This is a genomic window from Candidatus Arsenophonus phytopathogenicus, assembly GCF_056113345.1.
In genome coordinates, this window is the sequence record NZ_JBUIOB010000017.1 from 934150 (window position 1) to 952239 (window position 18090).

Here is an 18090-nt window from a genome sequence, read left to right on the forward strand (position 1 = left end):
CTGGCAACAGTATGCTACGAATAATAATGCTCTTTAACAATCTGGAACAAGCTGAAAATTGAAACACACATTATTGAAAAAATAGTGTGGGGAACTCTCAAACTCCAATTTGAAGTGTTATTCAAATAGGCAGACGAATGGCATGAGCGAGCAGGGTGAAATTTGCGGCGTAGGTGCGCAGTCAGCGCAGTGTACATAAGTACGTGAGCATGACGAGTACCGCACAACAAAAAATTTCGCACGGCGCAGCCATGGCGCTTCCGTATTATTTGATAAGAGACACCTTCGGGTTGTGAGGTTAAGCGAATGAAGCGTACACGGTGGATGCCTAGGCAGTCAGAGGCGATGAAGGACGTGCTAATCTGCGAAAAGCGTCGGTAAGCTGATATGAAGCGTACTAGCCGGCGATGTCCGAATGGGGAAACCCAGTGCATTAATGCACTATCATTTGATGAATTTATAGTCAAACGAGGCGAACCGGGGGAACTGAAACATCTCAGTACCCCGAGGAAAAGAAATCAACCGAGATTCCCCCAGTAGCGGCGAGCGAACGGGGAGCAGCCCAGAGTCAACATCAATATTTACTGCAGGAGAAGGGTCTGGAAAGGCCGGCAATAAAGGGTGATAGCCCCGTATCTGAAACGGTAAGTGTTGTGAGCTCGAAGAGTAGGGCGGGACACGTGTTATCCTGTCTGAATATGGGGGGACCATCCTCCAAGGCTAAATACTCCTGACTGACCGATAGTGAACTAGTACCGTGAGGGAAAGGCGAAAAGAACCCCGGCGAGGGGAGTGAAATAGAACCTGAAACCGTGTACGTACAAGCAGTGGGAGCACCCGAAAGGGTGTGACTGCGTACCTTTTGTATAATGGGTCAGCGACTTATATTCTGTAGCAAGGTTAACCGCATAGGGGAGCCGTAGGGAAACCGAGTCTTAACTGGGCGTTAAGTTGCAGGGTATAGACCCGAAACCCGGTGATCTAGCCATGGGCAGGTTGAAGGTTGGGTAACACTAACTGGAGGACCGAACCGACTAATGTTGAAAAATTAGCGGATGACTTGTGGCTGGGGGTGAAAGGCCAATCAAACCGGGAGATAGCTGGTTCTCCCCGAAAGCTATTTAGGTAGCGCCTCGTGAATTCATCTTCGGGGGTAGAGCACTGTTTCGGCTAGGGGGTCATCCCGACTTACCAACCCGACGCAAACTACGAATACCGAAGAATGTTATCACGGGAGACACACGGCGGGTGCTAACGTCCGTCGTGAAGAGGGAAACAACCCAGACCGCCAGCTAAGGTCCCCAAGTCATGGTTAAGTGGGAAACGAAGTGGGAAGGCTTAGACAGCCAGGATGTTGGCTTAGAAGCAGCCATCATTTAAAGAAAGCGTAATAGCTCACTGGTCGAGTCGGCCTGCGCGGAAGATGTAACGGGGCTAAACCATGCACCGAAGCTGCGGCAGCGACATTTAGGTGTTGTTGGGTAGGGGAGCGTTCTGTAAGCCGTAGAAGGTGGACTGAGAGGTCTGTTGGAGGTATCAGAAGTGCGAATGCTGACATAAGTAACGATAAAGCGGGTGAGAAACCCGCTCGCCGAAAGACCAAGGTTTCCTGTCCAACGTTAATCGGGGCAGGGTAAGTCGACCCCTAAGGCGAGGCTGAAAAGCGTAGTCGATGGGAAACGGGTTAATATTCCCGTACTAAGGGTTACTGCGAAGGGGGGACGGAGAAGGCTAGGCTATCCGGGCGACGGTTGTCCCGGTTTAAGCGAGTAGGAGGGTAGTGCAGGCAAATCCGCACTGCTATAACACTGAGACGTGATGACGAGCCACTAAGGTGGTGAAGTAGTTGATGCCCAGCTTCCAGGAAAAGCCTCTAAGCGATAGGTAATCATTAATCGTACCCCAAACCGACACAGGTGGTTAGGTAGAGAATACTCAGGCGCTTGAGAGAACTCGGGTGAAGGAACTAGGCAAAATAGTGCCGTAACTTCGGGAGAAGGCACGCTGGCATTAGGTGAAGGGTCTTGCATCCGGAGCTGAAGCCAGTCGAAGATACTAGCTGGCTGCAACTGTTTATTAAAAACACAGCACTGTGCAAACACGAAAGTGGACGTATACGGTGTGACGCCTGCCCGGTGCTGGAAGGTTAATTGATGGGGTAAGCCGTAAGGCGAAGCTCTTGATCGAAGCCCCAGTAAACGGCGGCCGTAACTATAACGGTCCTAAGGTAGCGAAATTCCTTGTCGGGTAAGTTCCGACCTGCACGAATGGCGTAATGATGGCCAGGCTGTCTCCACCCGAGACTCAGTGAAATTGAACTCGCTGTGAAGATGCAGTGTACCCGCGGCAAGACGGAAAGACCCCGTGAACCTTTACTATAGCTTGACACTGAACATTGAGCCTTGATGTGTAGGATAGGTGGGAGGCTTTGAAGTGTGGACGCCAGTCTGCATGGAGCCAACGTTGAAATACCACCCTTTAATGTTTGATGTTCTAACTTGGGCCCGTAATCCGGGCTGAGGACAGTGTCTGGTGGGTAGTTTGACTGGGGCGGTCTCCTCCCAAAGCGTAACGGAGGAGCACGAAGGTTGGCTAATCACGGTCGGACATCGTGAGGTTAGTGCAAAGGCATAAGCCAGCTTGACTGCGAGCGTGACGGTGCGAGCAGGTACGAAAGTAGGTCTTAGTGATCCGGTGGTTCTGAATGGAAGGGCCATCGCTCAACGGATAAAAGGTACTCCGGGGATAACAGGCTGATACCGCCCAAGAGTTCATATCGACGGCGGTGTTTGGCACCTCGATGTCGGCTCATCACATCCTGGGGCTGAAGTAGGTCCCAAGGGTATGGCTGTTCGCCATTTAAAGTGGTACGCGAGCTGGGTTTAGAACGTCGTGAGACAGTTCGGTCCCTATCTGTCGTGGGCGAAGGAAGGTTGAGGGGGGCTGCTCCTAGTACGAGAGGACCGGAGTGGACGCACCACTGGTGTACAGGTTGTCATGCCAATGGCATCGCCTGGTAGCTAAGTGCGGAAGAGATAACCGCTGAAAGCATCTAAGCGGGAAACTTGCCTCAAGATGAGTCTTCCCTGACAGTAATGTCCTATAAGGGGTGTTCGAGACGAGGACGTAGATAGGCTGGGTGTGTAAGCGTAGCGATACGTTGAGCTAATCAGTACTAATGACCCGGGAGGCTTAACCTGACAACACCGAAGGTGTTTTGAGAGAGAGAATTTTAGCTTGTTTTGAGATTGAATCTGGTCGGATTTTGCTGAAGGCGCGAAATAAGATGGGATAAATAAAAAAGAATTTGTCTGGCGGCAATAGCGCGGTGGTCCCACCTGACCCCATGCCGAACTCAGAAGTGAAATGCCGTAGCGCCGATGGTAGTGTGGGGTCTCCCCATGTGAGAGTAGGGAGCTGCCAGACTTTGATTTAAGGCTAATGGAAAAGACCGTTAGTGAAATTGATAGGGTTGGTGCGGTAGTTCAGTTGGCTAGAATACCGGCCTGTCACGCCGGGGGTCGCGGGTTCGAGCCCCGTCCGCACCGCCACCTATTAGGGGCGTAGTTCAATTGGTAGAGCACCGGTCTCCAAAACCGGGTGTTGGGAGTTCGACTCTCTCCGCCCCTGCCATTTACGGCTTTATAGATAATATTATTAAATATTAAAAACCCAGTTTAACAGACTGGGTTTTTTTATGAGCCGCCCAAAGCCATTTTAATTTCTAGTTATTAAAATTGATGTATTTCTATCCTATCATATTATTTTTAGTAAATATTAGATACAAAAAGACCAAGATCGTTTTTTGTACTTTTAGCCATAATAGATATTTTTTGTTAATGATAGGTCATGTAACTAAAAGTTTATATTTTACTTATTCATAATTAGTTATTCTTAATAGGTATTTTTGCTAATTTATCAATAAACGTCTCTTGTCTATTATTTTGTAACGAAATAGCATAAATTGGTTTGCTATAGACAACTTTCGATAGTGTTTTTAATTCATGATATTGATTAAGCCAATGAATTGGTAAAACAGAGGCAGATTTTGTGGGATATAATAGCTCTCGCGCAAGATTAGCCGATGTTGTAAGTAGTGTCGGCGAATTTTCAACTAAAGATGATTTTTCAGTGGTATTGAAATCAGGACTCCATTCAAGTTTGATGTAATTGAATCTCGACAGAGTTAAATTTTTTTTATTTGTCATTAATTGTAATTTTATTTCACCAATGATGGCGCTTTCAAATTCATCCATTTTTGGCGGTTCGATTGCAATAAGTAAATCAAGTTCGCGTGAATGAAGCTGTTTTACTAAAGATTGTCGCTTGGATATTCTGCATTCAAGATGAAGCTCTTTGTGTTTTTGATAGATGAGTTGTATCCAATTTGTTAAGCATCCTTCCCATAGTGATATTGTTGAGCCTATTGAAAATTCTGTGTGTAATGATTGATGAGAAATTTCTTTTTTAGCTTGTAGCCAGGTATTTATTAACGATTCAGCGTAGGGAATCAAACGTTCGCCTGCGGCAGTTAAACGAATATTATTGCGATGACGGGCAAATAAAATAGTACCTAATTGCGTTTCTAATTGACGTATTCGAAAACTTACCGCTGATTGTGTTAGGTATAATGATTCGGCTGCTCGACCAAAATGTCGGGTTTTACTAACTTCTAAAAAAGTTTTTAATAATTCAGTATCCACAGCAAACTCCAAAATTTTTAATCTTAACGATTTAAATGTTTTGTTTTACAGAATGCAATTGCTAACTAATACTCCGCGCCATAATGAGTGTGACATTAGAGAGGTAGGAGTGTGTTAGATGGCAGAAAGCTTTATCACGACTAATCGTTTTTTTGATAATAAAAATTATCCTCGAGGTTTTTCTCGTCATGGTGATTTCACCATTAAAGAAGCTCAGTTGTTAGAATGTTGCGGTCAAGCTTTCAATGAACTTGATTTAGGTAAGCGTCAACCTCAGACAGAAGAAGAAAAACTTTTTGTTGCTATGTGTCGCGGTGAACGCGAACCTGTGACACCAGAAGAAAAAGTATGGTCTAAGTATATGACTCGTATTAGCCGACCTAAGCGTTTTCATACCTTATCTGGAGGTAAACCACAACTGGATCCCTCAGAAGACTATACCGATACTGATGATTAATATCATCATAGTTCTAAAAAAAGGGTTTTAATACCCCTTAATTATTCAATTTGTTTTTGTAATTGAATAAGTAGCTTATCCATACTGCGATAGCTAATTGCTTCAATAATATCAATTTTTTTAATTTTTTGTTGCTGTTTTAAATCGGCAATGGTCCGTGAAACTTTCAGTATACGATGCCAAGCTCTGATTGAGAGGCCAAGTTTATTTAATGTTGTTTCTAAAAAAAGGGCGTCATTTAGTTTTAGTTTACAAAAAATTGCAGCTTCTTTGCTATTTAGTTTTGCATTAATTTTACCTGAACGTTCAATTTGTTGCTTTCTTGCCTGTATTACACGTTTTTTTATATCTAAACTGGTTTCATTTGTAGGTGTAGAGTGGCTTAAAGTACCTAGCGGTAACAGAGGTACCTCTATAGAGAGATCAAAACGATCTAAGAATGGTCCAGATATCTTTGCTAAATAACGGAGGATCTGTTTTGGGCTGGTTCGGTTATATATGCCTTTATAGTGGCCCATAGAGCTGGGATTTAAAGCGGCAATAAGTTGAATATTGGCTGGGAAATTAACTTTAGCTTTTGCACGTGAAATTATTATTTCTCCAGACTCTAGCGGTTCCCTAAGTGCGTCGAGCACTTTTCGCTCAAATTCGGCGAGTTCATCAAGAAATAAAATGCCATTATGGGCTAAGGATATTTCTCCCGGTTTGGGTAAGCTTCCTCTACCAATTAATGCTGCCATAGAAGCACTGTGATGAGATGCTCTAAATGGCCGTGTAAGCCATTTTTCGTTATCAAATGAGTATCACATAAACTTTTTATTGACGCTACCTCTAGCGCTTCTTGATTGGTTAGATCAGGCAGGATAGTAATAAGTCGGTTGGCAAGCATTGTTTTACCTGTGCCTGGTGGGCCAAATAGCAAAAGGTTACGTCCTCCTGCGGCGGTTATCTCTAATGCGCGCTTGGCATGTTGTTGGCCAATAATATCATTGATATCTGTTATGTTAGAGTACTTATGGTTGGCGCCAGGTTTGATGATCGTGTGACTGGTAAACTGAATACATTTGCCCCTAATGCCAAAGTCATCCATTTAGATATAGATCATGCTGAATTGAATAAATTGCGTCAGGCGCATGTTTGTTTGCTCGGTGATGCAAAACTATGATTACCGCGATTAGCTAGACGATTAAATATTGCTTCATGGCAAGCCAAAGTCAGCGCGTTGAAAAAAGAGTATGAATGGAATTATAACCATACAGGGGATGCTATCGATGCCCCTGCTATGTTAAAACAAATCTCAGAACGTATGCATGTTGAAACCATTGTTACAACAGATGTTGGGCAACATCAGATGTGGACGGCACAGCATATGGCATTTCGAGCTCCAGAGAATTTTATTACCTCAAGTGGATTAGGCTCAATGGGATTTGGTATTCCAGCTGCAATCGGCGCTCAGTTAGCCCGCCCTAATGCAGCGGTTATTTGTATTTCAGGTGATGGTTCTTTTATGATGAATATTCAGGGATTAGCCACCATAAAACGCAAACAATTACCGATCAAAATTGTGCTTATCGATAACCAACGTTTGGGCATGGTACGTCAGTGGCAAGAGTTATTTTTTCAACAACGCTACAGTGAAACTCAGTTAACGGATAATCCAGATTTTATCGCATTAGCCGCATCATTCGATATTGCCGGTCAGCGTATTACGCATACTTCAGAAATTAATGACGCACTGGATAGATTATTCAGTCATGCAGGCCCCTATTTGCTACAGGTATCTGTTGATGAATTAGAAAATGTTTGGCCATTGGTTCCTCCTGGTGCCAGCAATGAAAAAGATGGAGAAACCCTGATGAGAGAATATCAATTAAATATTGAAGCGCGCTTTCGGCCAGAGGTCTTAGAGCGCATTTTGCGGGTGATAACAGCGAATACCTTCAAAAACCGAAGTACCATAATGTAAAGAGTGAGACATAACATGTATCTTTGCCTCCGCCCAGGGCACCATTTCTCCGTTAAACCAAATATAATCTGCTTTTTTTGTCATTTTTTTACCTTACATTACGATTGATTGTTTGGCAGCTTGTTGCTTGATTTCAATATCAAAAACATCTGCCAATTTAATTAACTGGGAACAAAGTAGGTTTAGTGGACGCTGACTATTAACCGTTATTTCAATGCTAACGTTATTTCCACCTAATACCTGACTCATGCTTATTGCATTAACCTGAAAACCGCGATGACGGGTCACCCTCATCAAGGGCCAGTAATTTTTCGCCATCGTGAGCATATGCAGCGTTTACATGATTCAGCCAAAATTTATCGCATGCCTTTAAGCCTAAGTGTTGATGAGTTGATGGCGGCTTGTCGCGAAACGATTGGTAAAAATAAGTTGGTTAGTGCCTATATTAGACCACTTGTTTTTATTGGTGATGTTGGTATGGGAGTTAATCCGCCACCAGGTTACAAAACGGATGTCATTATTGCGGCTTTTCCTTGGGGAACGTATCTCGGTGAAAAAGCACTCGAACAAGGTATTGATGCGATGGTTTCGTCGTGGCATCGCGCCGCACCCAATACCATCCCGACTGCGGCTAAAGCCGGTGGTAATTATCTATCATCTTTACTGGTAGGTAGTGAAGCTCGACGCCATGGCTATCAGGAAGGAATAGCGTTAGATGTTAGTGGTTATATTTCCGAAGGGGCGGGTGAGAACCTATTTGAAGTTAAAGATAACGTACTTTTTACACCGCCATTTACCTCATCGGCACTACCCGGCATCACACGTGGTGCGATTATTAAGTTGGCCACTGAATTGGGATTTGAAGTCCGTGAACAGATGTTATCACGTGAATCGTTGTATCTGGCTGATGAAATTTTTATGACCGGCACAGCGGCTGAGATTACGCCAGTTCGTAGCGTTGATGGAATACAATTGGGAGCCGGTCATTGTGGCCGAGTAACCAAGCGTATCCAGCAGGCTTTTTTCGGTTTATTTGATGGTTCGACAAAAGATAAATGGGATTGGTTAGATCCTGTCAATAGTTAGTTCAAATTAATAGATGTTTATTGGCGACTAGTTATCGTCAATTTTTATACCAAAGGAGCAAAAATGCCAGAATATCGTTCTGCTACAACGGTCAATGGCCGTAATATGGCTGGTGCAAGGGCACCTTGGCGGGCAACAGGAATGACTGACGCTGATTTTGGTAAGCCAATTATTGCTGTTGTAATTCATTTACTCAATTTGTTCCTGGTCATGTGCATCTGCGTGATCTTGGTCAGTTAGTGGCTAAACAAATAGAAGCCGTTGGTGGTGTGGTAAAAGAGTTTAATACCATTGCTGTTGATGATGGTATTGCTATGGGCCATGGTGGTATGTTGTATTCGTTGCCCTCCCGCGAGCTTATTGCTGATTCCGTTGAATATATGGTTAATGCTCATTGTGTCGATGCGATGGTTTGTATTTCTAATTGTGACAAAATCACACCAGGAATGCTGATGGCCGCGTTGCGTTTAAATATTCCGGTTGTTTTTGTATCGGGTGGTCCGATGGAGGCAGGCAAAACCAAACTTTCTGATCAAATTATTAAACTAGATTTGGTCGATTCTATGATCAAAAGTGCAGATCCGGCTGTCAGTGATAAAGAAAGCGAACAAATTGAACGTTCAGCCTGCCCGACTTGCGGTTCATGTTCAGGCATGTTTACCGCTAATTCAATGAACTGTTTGACGGAGGTATTAGGATTATCTTTGCCTGGCAATGGTTCTTTACTGGCAACGCATCGCGATCGTAAACAGTTATTCTTGGCTGCGGGTAAACGTATTGTTGAGATCACGAAAAAATATTATGAGCAGGATGATGACAGTGTTTTACCACGCAATATTGCCAGCAAAGCTGCATTTGAAAATGCGATGACCCTCGATATTGCCATGGGCGGATCGACTAATACGGTATTACATCTATTAGCAGCAGCGCAGGAAGCCGAGGTTGATTTTACTATGGCAGACATTGATCGGTTATCACGTAAAGTACCGCATTTGTGTAAAGTAGCACCGAGCATTGCCAAATATCATATGGAAGATGTTCATCGAGCCGTTGGGGTGATCGCTATTTTAGGTGAATTAGATCGCGCGCAATTACTTAATCGTCAGGTAAAAAATATTCTTGGTTTGAACGTCACTCAAATGTTAGCGCAGTATGATGTCATATTGACGCAAGATGATGCGGTGAAACAGATGTATGCCGCAGGGCCGGCTGGTATTCGCACTACTCAAGCATTTTCACAAATATGTCGTTGGCCATCTTTAGATCTCGATCGTCAAACAGGCTGCATTCGCAATTTAGCCCATGCATATAGTCAGGATGGAGGGCTGGCGGTTTTATTTGGCAACCTGGCTGAAGATAGTTGTATTGTCAAAACCGCAGGTGTTGATGAAAATTGTCTGACATTTCGTGGTTTGGCCAAGGTATTTGATAGTCAAGAAGAGGCGGTAGCAGCAATATTGAGTGGTAAGATCGTGGCTGGTGACATAGTGGTAATTCGTTATGAAGGACCAAGAGGAGGGCCAGGCATGCAGGAAATGCTTTATCCAACTTCTTATCTTAAATCAATGGGATTAGCGAGTAGCTGTGCATTAATTACTGATGGTCGCTTTTCTGGGGGTAGCTCTGGATTATCAGTTGGCCATATTTCGCCAGAAGCGGCAAGTGGAGGTTTGATTGCCTTGATTGAAGATGGCGATCTTATTGATATTCCTGCTCGCAAGATTGCCTTAAATATCGATAGGGAAATATTGCATCAACGTCAGCAATCTGAATTACAGCGTGGTGAAAAAGTATCGACGCCACGCAAGCGTGAACGTAAGGTTACTCACATGGTTTCAATATCGTTGAGGTAGGTGAACAGATCCGTCAGGATATTACCGTTATTATGGTGGCGCCAAAATGCCCGGGAACCGAAGTACGTGAAGAGTATCTGCGTGGTTTTGGCGTACCAACGTTGATTGTCGTTCATCCGGAAAATGATCCGCAAAGGTGAAGGAATAGCCATTGCGAAAGCATGGGCTGCTGCGACAGGAGGCCATCGCGCGGGTGTGCTTGAATCCTCTTTGTTGCCGAAGTAAAATCAGATCTGATGGGTGAACAAACCACCTTGTGTGGCATGCTTCAAGCTGGCTCCTTGGTTTGTTATGACAAAATGGTTGCAGACGGTATTGAGCCGGGTTATGCAGGAAAATTATTACAATATGGTTGGGAAACGATCACCGAAGCTTTTATCTAATTCAGCTAAATTGCGGGCATTTGCATTATCTGAACAGCTAAAAGAAATCATGGCGCCATTATTTCAACTACATATGGACGACATTATGTCTGGCAAATTTTCATCTACGATGATGGCAGATTGGAATAATAATGATAAAAATTTACTGTCTTGGCGGGCAGAAACGAGGCAAACAGCATTTGAAAATTATCCAGAATATAATGGGAAAATTTTAGAGCAGGATTATTTTGACCATGGTCTTTTGTTAGTTGCGATGACCAAAGCTGGGGTTGAATTAGCCTATGAAACTATGTTGCAAGCCGGTATTATTGCGGAGTCTGCTTATTATGAATCATTACATGAATTACCATTGTGCGGAAACGTTTATATGAGATGAATGTAGTTATTTCCGATACTGCAGAATATAGTAATTATCAATTCTCTTCTGCTGCAATACCATTACTCAAGGATTTTATGGCAACTTTACAGCCAGGTGACATAGCGAAAAATATGGCCGTTAGCCACATTGATAATAGGCAATTGCGGGATATCAATGCAGCGATCCGTAATCATACCATTGAGGTCATAGGTAATAAACTGCGTAATTATATGACTGATATGAGAGGTATTGCTTCTGTTGCATAATGTATACGGTAGATTTTATCTACCGTTTTATTAATGAAGTAGTTATGGATCATCTAGTTAGTCTATTTTAATTAGCTAAAAAATTACCATTCATTCAGATTTTATTTATCATCATTCAGTGTGACAAAACCATTAAAATAGCTACTCAGGAAGTGGTATATTGCTTGTCTTTGCGAACTTCACGTAACGAAAATTGGTTGCATAACCATTTATAGGAGATACTTATGAGTACTCCGCTATTCAGTAAAACTCCGAAGATCATGGTGGTTGATAACCGTGGTCTAACGATACGCGATATTGCGTATTACCGTCATCCTGATGCATTAACGGTAACCACTGAGCGTATCACCCGCCATCAGTACAATGCTGTTGGTTTTCTATCACAGAGTGTCGACCCGCGTTTGTATGATACTGGTCAGGTAAATTTCACCTATCTGACGATCCTGTCTGGCAATGTGCTGCGTGCGCAGAGTGTTGGATGCGGGTACCAAACTTGCGCTAAACGACACTGCAGGCCGACCGTTTATAGCAATCTGTCTGGGCTGGTAACACGGAAGATGAAAAGCAATATAATTTGGTTGGTCAGTGCGTTAGCCACTACGATACAGCCGGTTTGGTGCAGACAAACAGTATCGCTTTAAGCGGTGTCCCGCTATCAATAATCCGACGGTTGCTAAAGTAAGCCCATAGGGAAGGCACAGTAGCTGATTGGCAAGGAGACGATGCCGCAGCCTGGAATCAATACTTAAATGATGAGCCCTACACCACTCGGGTTACAGCAGACGCAACAGGTCAGCTATTAACCACCACTGATGCTGCCGGTAATCTACAACGCATGGCATACGATGTAGCTGGTTTGCTGATGAGCAGTTGGCTGTCAGTGAAAAATAGTCAGGAACAGGTTATCGTACAATCCTTGACTTATTCTGCCGCCGGGCAGAAGCTGCGCGAAGAGCAGGGTAACGGAGTGGTGACCAGCTACACGTCCGAACCTGAGACTCAGCGTCTGATTGGGATTAAAACAGAGCGTCCGGCTGGACACGTTTCAGGCGCGAAAGTGCTGCAGGATATATGCTATGAGTATGATCCAGTGGGTAATGTGCTCAGCGTACACAACGATGCGAAGAGACTCGTTTTTGGCGCAATCAAAAAATAGTACCAGAAAATACCTACACCTATGACAGCCTCTATCAGCTGGTCAATGCAACCGGTCGTGAAATGGCCGATATTGCACAGCAGAGCAGTAACCTCCCCGCCGCCATCATCCCCCTTCCATCAGATAACACCACGTATACAAACTACTTCCGTACCTATAGCTACGATACCGCGGGTAACCTGACACAGATAAGGCACAGCGCACTGGCCGCCAATAACAACTACACAATAAACATCACCATCAGCGACCGCAGTAATCGAGGGGTATTAAGTACGCTGACAGAGGACCCAGCAGAAGTGGATGCGTTGTTCACGGCGGGTGGTCAGCAAAACATGTTGTTGCAGGGGCAACTACTCACCTGGACACCGCGCGAGGAGCTACAAAAAGTGAGTCCGGTGACGCGAGAAGGGAGAGTGGATGACAACGAACATTACCGTTATGCTGCAGATAGCCAGCGTATCCTGAAGGTAACTCAGCAGATGATGAGTGGCAGTGTGCGAACTCAACTAGTGCAGTATCTACCGGGATTAGAGTTACGCAAAACGGCAAATAATGATGTAATCACTGAGATTTTGCAGGTCATCACGATGGGAGAGGTTGGGCGTGCGCAGGTGCGGTTATTACACTGGGAAATGGGAGAGCCGCCGACTCTCCATGGAAATAATCAGTTTCGCTACAGCTATGATAATCTTATCGGCAGTAGTTGCCTGGAGGTAGATGGAGATGGCAGTATTATCAGCTTGGAAGAGTACTATTCGTATGGTGGCACGGCAGTATGGACGGCACGCAGTCAGATTGAGGCGGACTATAAAACCATCCGCTATTCGGGCAAAGAGCGAGATGGGACCGGGCTGTATTATTATGGATATCGATACTAACAGCCATGGGTGGGGCGCTGGCTTTCAGCAGATCCTGAGGGTACGGTGGATGGACTGAATTTATTTAGAATGGTCAAAAATAATCCCATTACATTGAAAGATGAGCGAGGTTTAAATGACGATGAATACGAGATAAGAGAACTGACAAATGAAAGTTATAAGCAAATGTCGACAGGTTCGTACTGGAAGATTATGCGTGACGGTATTTCATCGTTTAATGATAAACCAGAATTTGATTATATATCTTCCTATTACTCTGCAGTGCTTGAGGATGAAACCAGGACCGTTACCAATACGCCGAAAGGTTCCAGATTTGTAGAAGGATTTAAAAAACTGGATATTAATTTGGTTCATTTTACTGATGCAAATTTGGATAGTAATGGTAAGGCAACATTCTTTTCAAGAGATGAATTGTTAAGTCGAAGAATTGTTTTTGATCAAAGCCACACTACAAAATCAGATATTAAAGACCTCCAGACCAATGATTTTGCTTTTTTCTCACTCGACATCGGTGAGAATGGAAAATCGAACAGTAGGTTTGGAAAAAATAAATATGAAATTCCGATGAAAAAGATTGCGGATAATGGCTATCTAAGAGAAAGTTTTTTTGCCATGAATGATACTCTTTACTGGAATAAGATAATCCCGCAACAATGGCCGCTTGCTGCACAAGAAAGTTTAATGAAACGAATGGGTACTATTTTTAATACTCATGATGTCGATAATTTAATGCGACTGGAACTAGGCAATTTTCCGGAAGAAACAGTATTTTCCTATGGGGAACATCTAAATCAACTAGCCATCAGAATGTTATGGCCTACAGTTGCATATAATTCAAATATGTTAACCAAGGATAGGAACACGATATTGAATACTACAACACCGGATGAATATGGTTCATTGCTTTCTATTCTATACCGGGTACAGGTTTTGGTTCCTGTAAAATTGGAAACTGAGCATTTTTCTAAAAAATGAAAGTTTTGTTGATGGCTACTGGGGGAGAAATAATAAATTTTTTGTTTGGACTCATCTGGGGTCATTTTTGGTGAGATTGATTGCTCCTTGTTGGCTTGGTTTTTCAGGCTATTTTTGTCACAACCAGTTAGTCATAACCATTGTGAGATACAACTAGGAAATAGCGTTAAAATAAAATCTATTTTATAAATCAATTTGTTATGTGCTTTTTGTTTGTTGGGGGTTATTTTAAAAGTATAAGAATACTCGATTTGCAAAGCTAGCGCTAACTGATCCTATCACCATTAATATGACAAAAAACATATATTGTAAGGATTAATTTACTTTTTATGTGAATTTTTACCCATTATATTTCAATCACTCAATAGCGGGTTTTTTTTATGACATTTTTTACTGATTTTCTTTCTGATACAATTTTAACTTATGATGAATAATGACAAATACTCAGTTAATACGCTATGCGATTAAATTACAATCAACAACAAGCGGTTGAATATGTTGACGGCCCCTGTTTAGTGCTGGCTGGGGCGGGCTCAGGAAAAACTCGCGTTATTACCAATAAAATAGCCTACTTAATTCGTCATCGTGGATATTTACCACGTCAGGTGGTGGCAGTCACTTTTACCAATAAAGCCGCCAGAGAGATGAAAGAACGGGTAGGGCAAACTCTAGGAAAAAAAGAAACTAGAGGATTAATTGTTTCAACTTTTCATACCCTAGGATTGGAAATTATTAAACGGGAACATAGTGCATTAGGCATACAAGCCAATTTTTCATTGTTTGATGAACACGATCAAATGGCTTTGCTAAAAGAGCTAACCTTTGATTTATTGGCAGATGATAAAGATCTGTTACGCCAATTAGCGTCAACAATTTCTAACTGGAAAAGTGATTTATTAACTGCCAGACAAGTTATGGCGCCGGTAAAATCGGAGAAAGATCAGCTGTTTGCTGAATGTTATCGGCGCTATGAATTACATTTATCGAGCTGCAATGTGCTGGATTTTGATGATTTAATTACTAAACCAACTCGCTTGCTAGATGAGAATGAAGAGGTGCGTTCGCGTTGGCAGCAAAAGATCCGTTATCTGCTGGTGGATGAATATCAAGATACGAATACTAGCCAATATCAACTGGTTAAATTGTTAGTGGGTAAACGTGGACGTTTTACCGTTGTTGGTGATGATGATCAATCTATTTATTCCTGGCGTGGTGCTCAACCACAAAATTTAGCGTTACTAAAAAACGACTTCCCTCAGCTTAATGTGATCAAATTGGAGCAAAATTATCGCTCTTCTGGCCGGATTTTGAAAGCTGCTAATATATTGATTGCTAATAATCCACATGTTTTTGATAAAAAGTTATTTTCTGAATTGGGTTATGGTGAAGCGCTAAAAGTTATCACGGCTAACAATGAAGATCATGAAGCAGAACGTGTGATCGGCGAATTGGTTGCCCACCATTTTATCAATAAAACCCAATATAAAGATTATGCTATTTTATATCGTGGTAACCACCAATCACGACTATTTGAAAAATTATTGTTACAAAATCGTATTCCTTACCGTATTTCGGGTGGTACTTCATTTTTTTCACGGGCAGAAATTAAAGATATATTGGCTTATTTGCGGATCCTCACTAATCCAGATGATGATAGTGCATTTTTCCGTATTGTTAATACACCGAAACGTGAAATTGGGCCAAAAACCATACAAAAATTAGGTGAATGGGCGATTTTGCGCCAAAAAAGCCTGTTTAATGCTAGCTTTGATGTCGGCCTTGAACAAACTTTAACCGGCCGTGGTTTGACAGCATTGCAACATTTCACCCATTGGTTAGCCAATATTGCCAAACGTGCTGAACGCGAGCCACTACTTGCCGTCAGAGATCTACTGCATGACATTGATTATGAAAGCTGGTTATACGAGACATCAACTAGTAGCAAAGCGGCTGAGATGCGGATGAAAAATGTTAATCAACTGTTTGGTTGGATGGATGAAATGGTTAATGGCAACGATATCGATGAGGGGATGACCTTATCGCAGGTTGTCTCGCGCTTTACATTGCGGGATATGATGGAGCGTGGAGAAACGACAGAAGATTTAGATCAGGTACAATTAATGACTCTGCATGCCTCAAAAGGACTAGAGTTTCCTTACGTTTTTTTAGTTGGTATGGAAGAGGGGTTGTTACCCCATCAAACCAGTATTGATGAAGATAATATCGATGAAGAACGCCGTCTTGCTTATGTAGGGATAACCCGTGCTCAACGAGCGTTATTTTTTACTCATTGTCGGGAGCGACGTCAATATGGTGAACTTATTCGACCAGAAATTAGTCGTTTTTTACATGAATTACCACAAGATGATTTGCTCTGGGAACAAAATAAAAAGATAGTTACTGCAGAACAGCGAATGGAAAAAGGACAGTCTGCGATTGCTGATATCAGAGCGAGATTCGGGTTAAATAAAAAATAAATTTTGCTAACTAAAAAAGATTGAGTTTACTGAGTTAATTTAGTTTGTCCTTCTAGTATCAAAGGCCAATTGATATTACTTTGCCATTGAATTTCTTGCTGTAAATTTTCATAACAAAGTGGATGTTCTAATAACCATTGATGAGGTAATGTTAGGATCAAGGTTTCTTTATTTGCTCTAAGCCGTAATAACGGTATGGTATTGTCACGACGAGGGAGAGTAAAAATAATCGCCAGTCTTAAAAGGCGACAAAGAAGAATAGCATGTTGGAGGGGGATCGCGTTTTGTTGAGTCAATTCCGCTAACTCAATTGGGCCAGTTTGATTTTTTAGTAAAGCCGCTAACAAGCGTTTTTGCGTAAGAGTATAACCTGGCATATCAAGATGGCTGATCAGATAATGGGCATGGTTAGTAGCATGACGAGCGTCAATACTTAAGCCAATTTCATGTAGAGCGCTGGCACCTTTTAATAGCTCATCAACTTGGTGATTATCATGATAAAAGCTTTTCTTTAATTGTGAATAAAAATATTCGGTTAGCCTTTTTACCCGATTAGCCTGCTCAATATCAACTTGAAAACGATGTTGAATATTAGCGAGTGTAACTGCGCGTATATTCTGTTTTGCAGGCAGATCAAGTATGTTATAGATTAATCCTTCACGTAATGCTCCACCTGCTAATATCATATGATCGATTTTTAATTCTACAAATATGGCAATTAGAATAGCTAAACCACTGGGAAAAACTAGCGCACTTTCTAGTGTTAACCCCTTGATTTCCAACTCTTCTAATTTTCCTGAGGTGATCGCCACTTTTTTTAATAATTGTAATTTATCTAGCGTAATACGTTCATCCATGCCAGCGGCCAGCATAATTTCTTGAATCGCTTGTATTGTACCTGAAGCGCCGACACAAATTTGCCAACTTTGCTCAATAAGTTGGTTCTCGATAGGTTTAATGATCTTATGCGCGGCAGTTTCAGCTTGCGCAAAATTTTCTTCGGTTAGATTACGATCTTTAAAATAGTGTTCAAGCCAGGTAACGCAACCCATATTAAGGCTAACAAGTTGATTATGTTTAACATTGGTACCGGTAATGATTTCAGTACTACCACCCCCAATATCTATCACTAGTCGTTTATCTGAACCGCCAGTGGTATATGCTACTCCCTGATAAATGAGTTGAGCTTCTTCTTCTCCAGTAATGATTCTGATGGGATGCCCTAGAATATTTTCTCCTTGCTTAATAAAGAGGTCGGCATTCTTAGCGAGACGAAGCGTTGCTGTAGCAACAATTTGTACTTGTTCAGTAGGTATATCCTGTAAATACTCGGAAAAAAGATGCAGACATTGCCAGCCACGATCCATGGCTTGTTGAGATAAATAGTTATTTTCATCGAGACCCGCGGCCAGTCTGACTTTACGCTTGATGCGAGCAAGGGGCTGTACATAACCAGAAATTTCTCGTACTACTAACATATGAAAGCTGTTAGAACCAAGATCTATTGCTGCATAAAGCGATGATTTTAACAT

Annotated in this window: 5 protein-coding genes, 2 tRNA genes, 2 rRNA genes and 7 pseudogenes; 11 read left to right on the forward strand and 5 right to left on the reverse strand. The window is 42.4% G+C overall.

The features are described from left to right. The first annotated feature begins 296 nt into the window (after nucleotides 1-296). From AC01GB_RS08285 to AC01GB_RS08300, 4 genes are all read left to right on the forward strand, one after another. Nucleotides 297-3200 (forward strand): 23S ribosomal RNA (locus tag AC01GB_RS08285). A 110-nt stretch (nucleotides 3201-3310) separates the two neighbouring features. Beyond that, nucleotides 3311-3426 (forward strand): 5S ribosomal RNA (rrf, locus tag AC01GB_RS08290). A 48-nt stretch (nucleotides 3427-3474) separates the two neighbouring features. After that, a tRNA-Asp gene (locus AC01GB_RS08295) sits at nucleotides 3475-3551 on the forward strand. A 6-nt stretch (nucleotides 3552-3557) separates the two neighbouring features. Further along, nucleotides 3558-3633: transfer RNA gene (locus tag AC01GB_RS08300), tRNA-Trp, on the forward strand. A gap of 251 nt (nucleotides 3634-3884) precedes the next feature. Here AC01GB_RS08300 and hdfR read toward each other — a convergent pair. Then, nucleotides 3885-4703, reverse strand: a complete 819-nt coding sequence (gene hdfR, locus AC01GB_RS08305) for an HTH-type transcriptional regulator HdfR (RefSeq protein ID WP_474451430.1) — start codon at nucleotides 4701-4703, stop codon at nucleotides 3885-3887. 118 nt (nucleotides 4704-4821) lie between these two features. On the opposite strand from hdfR, the gene AC01GB_RS08310 reads away from it, so the two are divergent. Further along, a complete protein-coding gene (locus AC01GB_RS08310) occupies nucleotides 4822-5160 on the forward strand; it encodes a MaoP family protein (RefSeq protein ID WP_032114311.1) in 339 nt (112 codons plus the stop codon). Between the two features lie 41 nt (nucleotides 5161-5201). Here AC01GB_RS08310 and AC01GB_RS08315 read toward each other — a convergent pair. Next, nucleotides 5202-6166, reverse strand: a pseudogene (locus AC01GB_RS08315) (YifB family Mg chelatase-like AAA ATPase); the annotation flags it as partial. Between AC01GB_RS08315 and AC01GB_RS08320 the strand changes: the two are divergent. Continuing rightward, nucleotides 6116-6997: pseudogene (locus AC01GB_RS08320) on the forward strand (thiamine pyrophosphate-dependent enzyme); the annotation flags it as partial. The pseudogenes AC01GB_RS08315 and AC01GB_RS08320 overlap by 51 nt on opposite strands. An 87-nt stretch (nucleotides 6998-7084) precedes the next feature. Here the strand turns inward: AC01GB_RS08320 and AC01GB_RS08325 are convergent. Both AC01GB_RS08325 and AC01GB_RS08330 read right to left on the reverse strand, forming a co-directional pair. After that, nucleotides 7085-7210 (reverse strand): annotated as a pseudogene (locus AC01GB_RS08325) (branched chain amino acid aminotransferase); the annotation flags it as partial. Nucleotides 7211-7219: 9 nt separating this feature from the next. Continuing rightward, on the reverse strand, nucleotides 7220-7375 hold the full coding sequence (locus tag AC01GB_RS08330) for an ACT domain-containing protein (RefSeq protein WP_474451431.1): 156 nt from the start codon (nucleotides 7373-7375) through the stop codon (nucleotides 7220-7222). 42 nt (nucleotides 7376-7417) lie between these two features. Here AC01GB_RS08330 and ilvE point away from each other — a divergent pair. From ilvE to rep, 5 genes and pseudogenes are all read left to right on the forward strand, one after another. Beyond that, a pseudogene (gene ilvE, locus AC01GB_RS08335) lies at nucleotides 7418-8212 on the forward strand (branched-chain-amino-acid transaminase); the annotation flags it as partial. Between the two features lie 63 nt (nucleotides 8213-8275). After that, nucleotides 8276-10038: pseudogene (gene ilvD / locus AC01GB_RS08340) on the forward strand (dihydroxy-acid dehydratase); the annotation flags it as partial. After that, nucleotides 10032-11072 (forward strand): annotated as a pseudogene (gene ilvC / locus AC01GB_RS08345) (ketol-acid reductoisomerase); the annotation flags it as partial. The pseudogenes ilvD and ilvC, both read left to right, overlap by 7 nt. A gap of 224 nt (nucleotides 11073-11296) precedes the next feature. Continuing rightward, nucleotides 11297-13229 (forward strand): annotated as a pseudogene (locus AC01GB_RS08350) (RHS repeat-associated core domain-containing protein); the annotation flags it as partial. Between the two features lie 1310 nt (nucleotides 13230-14539). After that, entirely contained in the window at nucleotides 14540-16558 is a 2019-nt protein-coding gene (gene rep, locus AC01GB_RS08355) for a DNA helicase Rep (protein ID WP_474451433.1), read from the forward strand. A 26-nt stretch (nucleotides 16559-16584) separates the two neighbouring features. Here the strand turns inward: rep and gppA are convergent, their stop codons facing one another. Beyond that, complete coding sequence (gene gppA, locus AC01GB_RS08360; protein WP_474451434.1) at nucleotides 16585-18090, reverse strand: guanosine-5'-triphosphate,3'-diphosphate diphosphatase; 1506 nt, start codon at nucleotides 18088-18090, stop codon at nucleotides 16585-16587.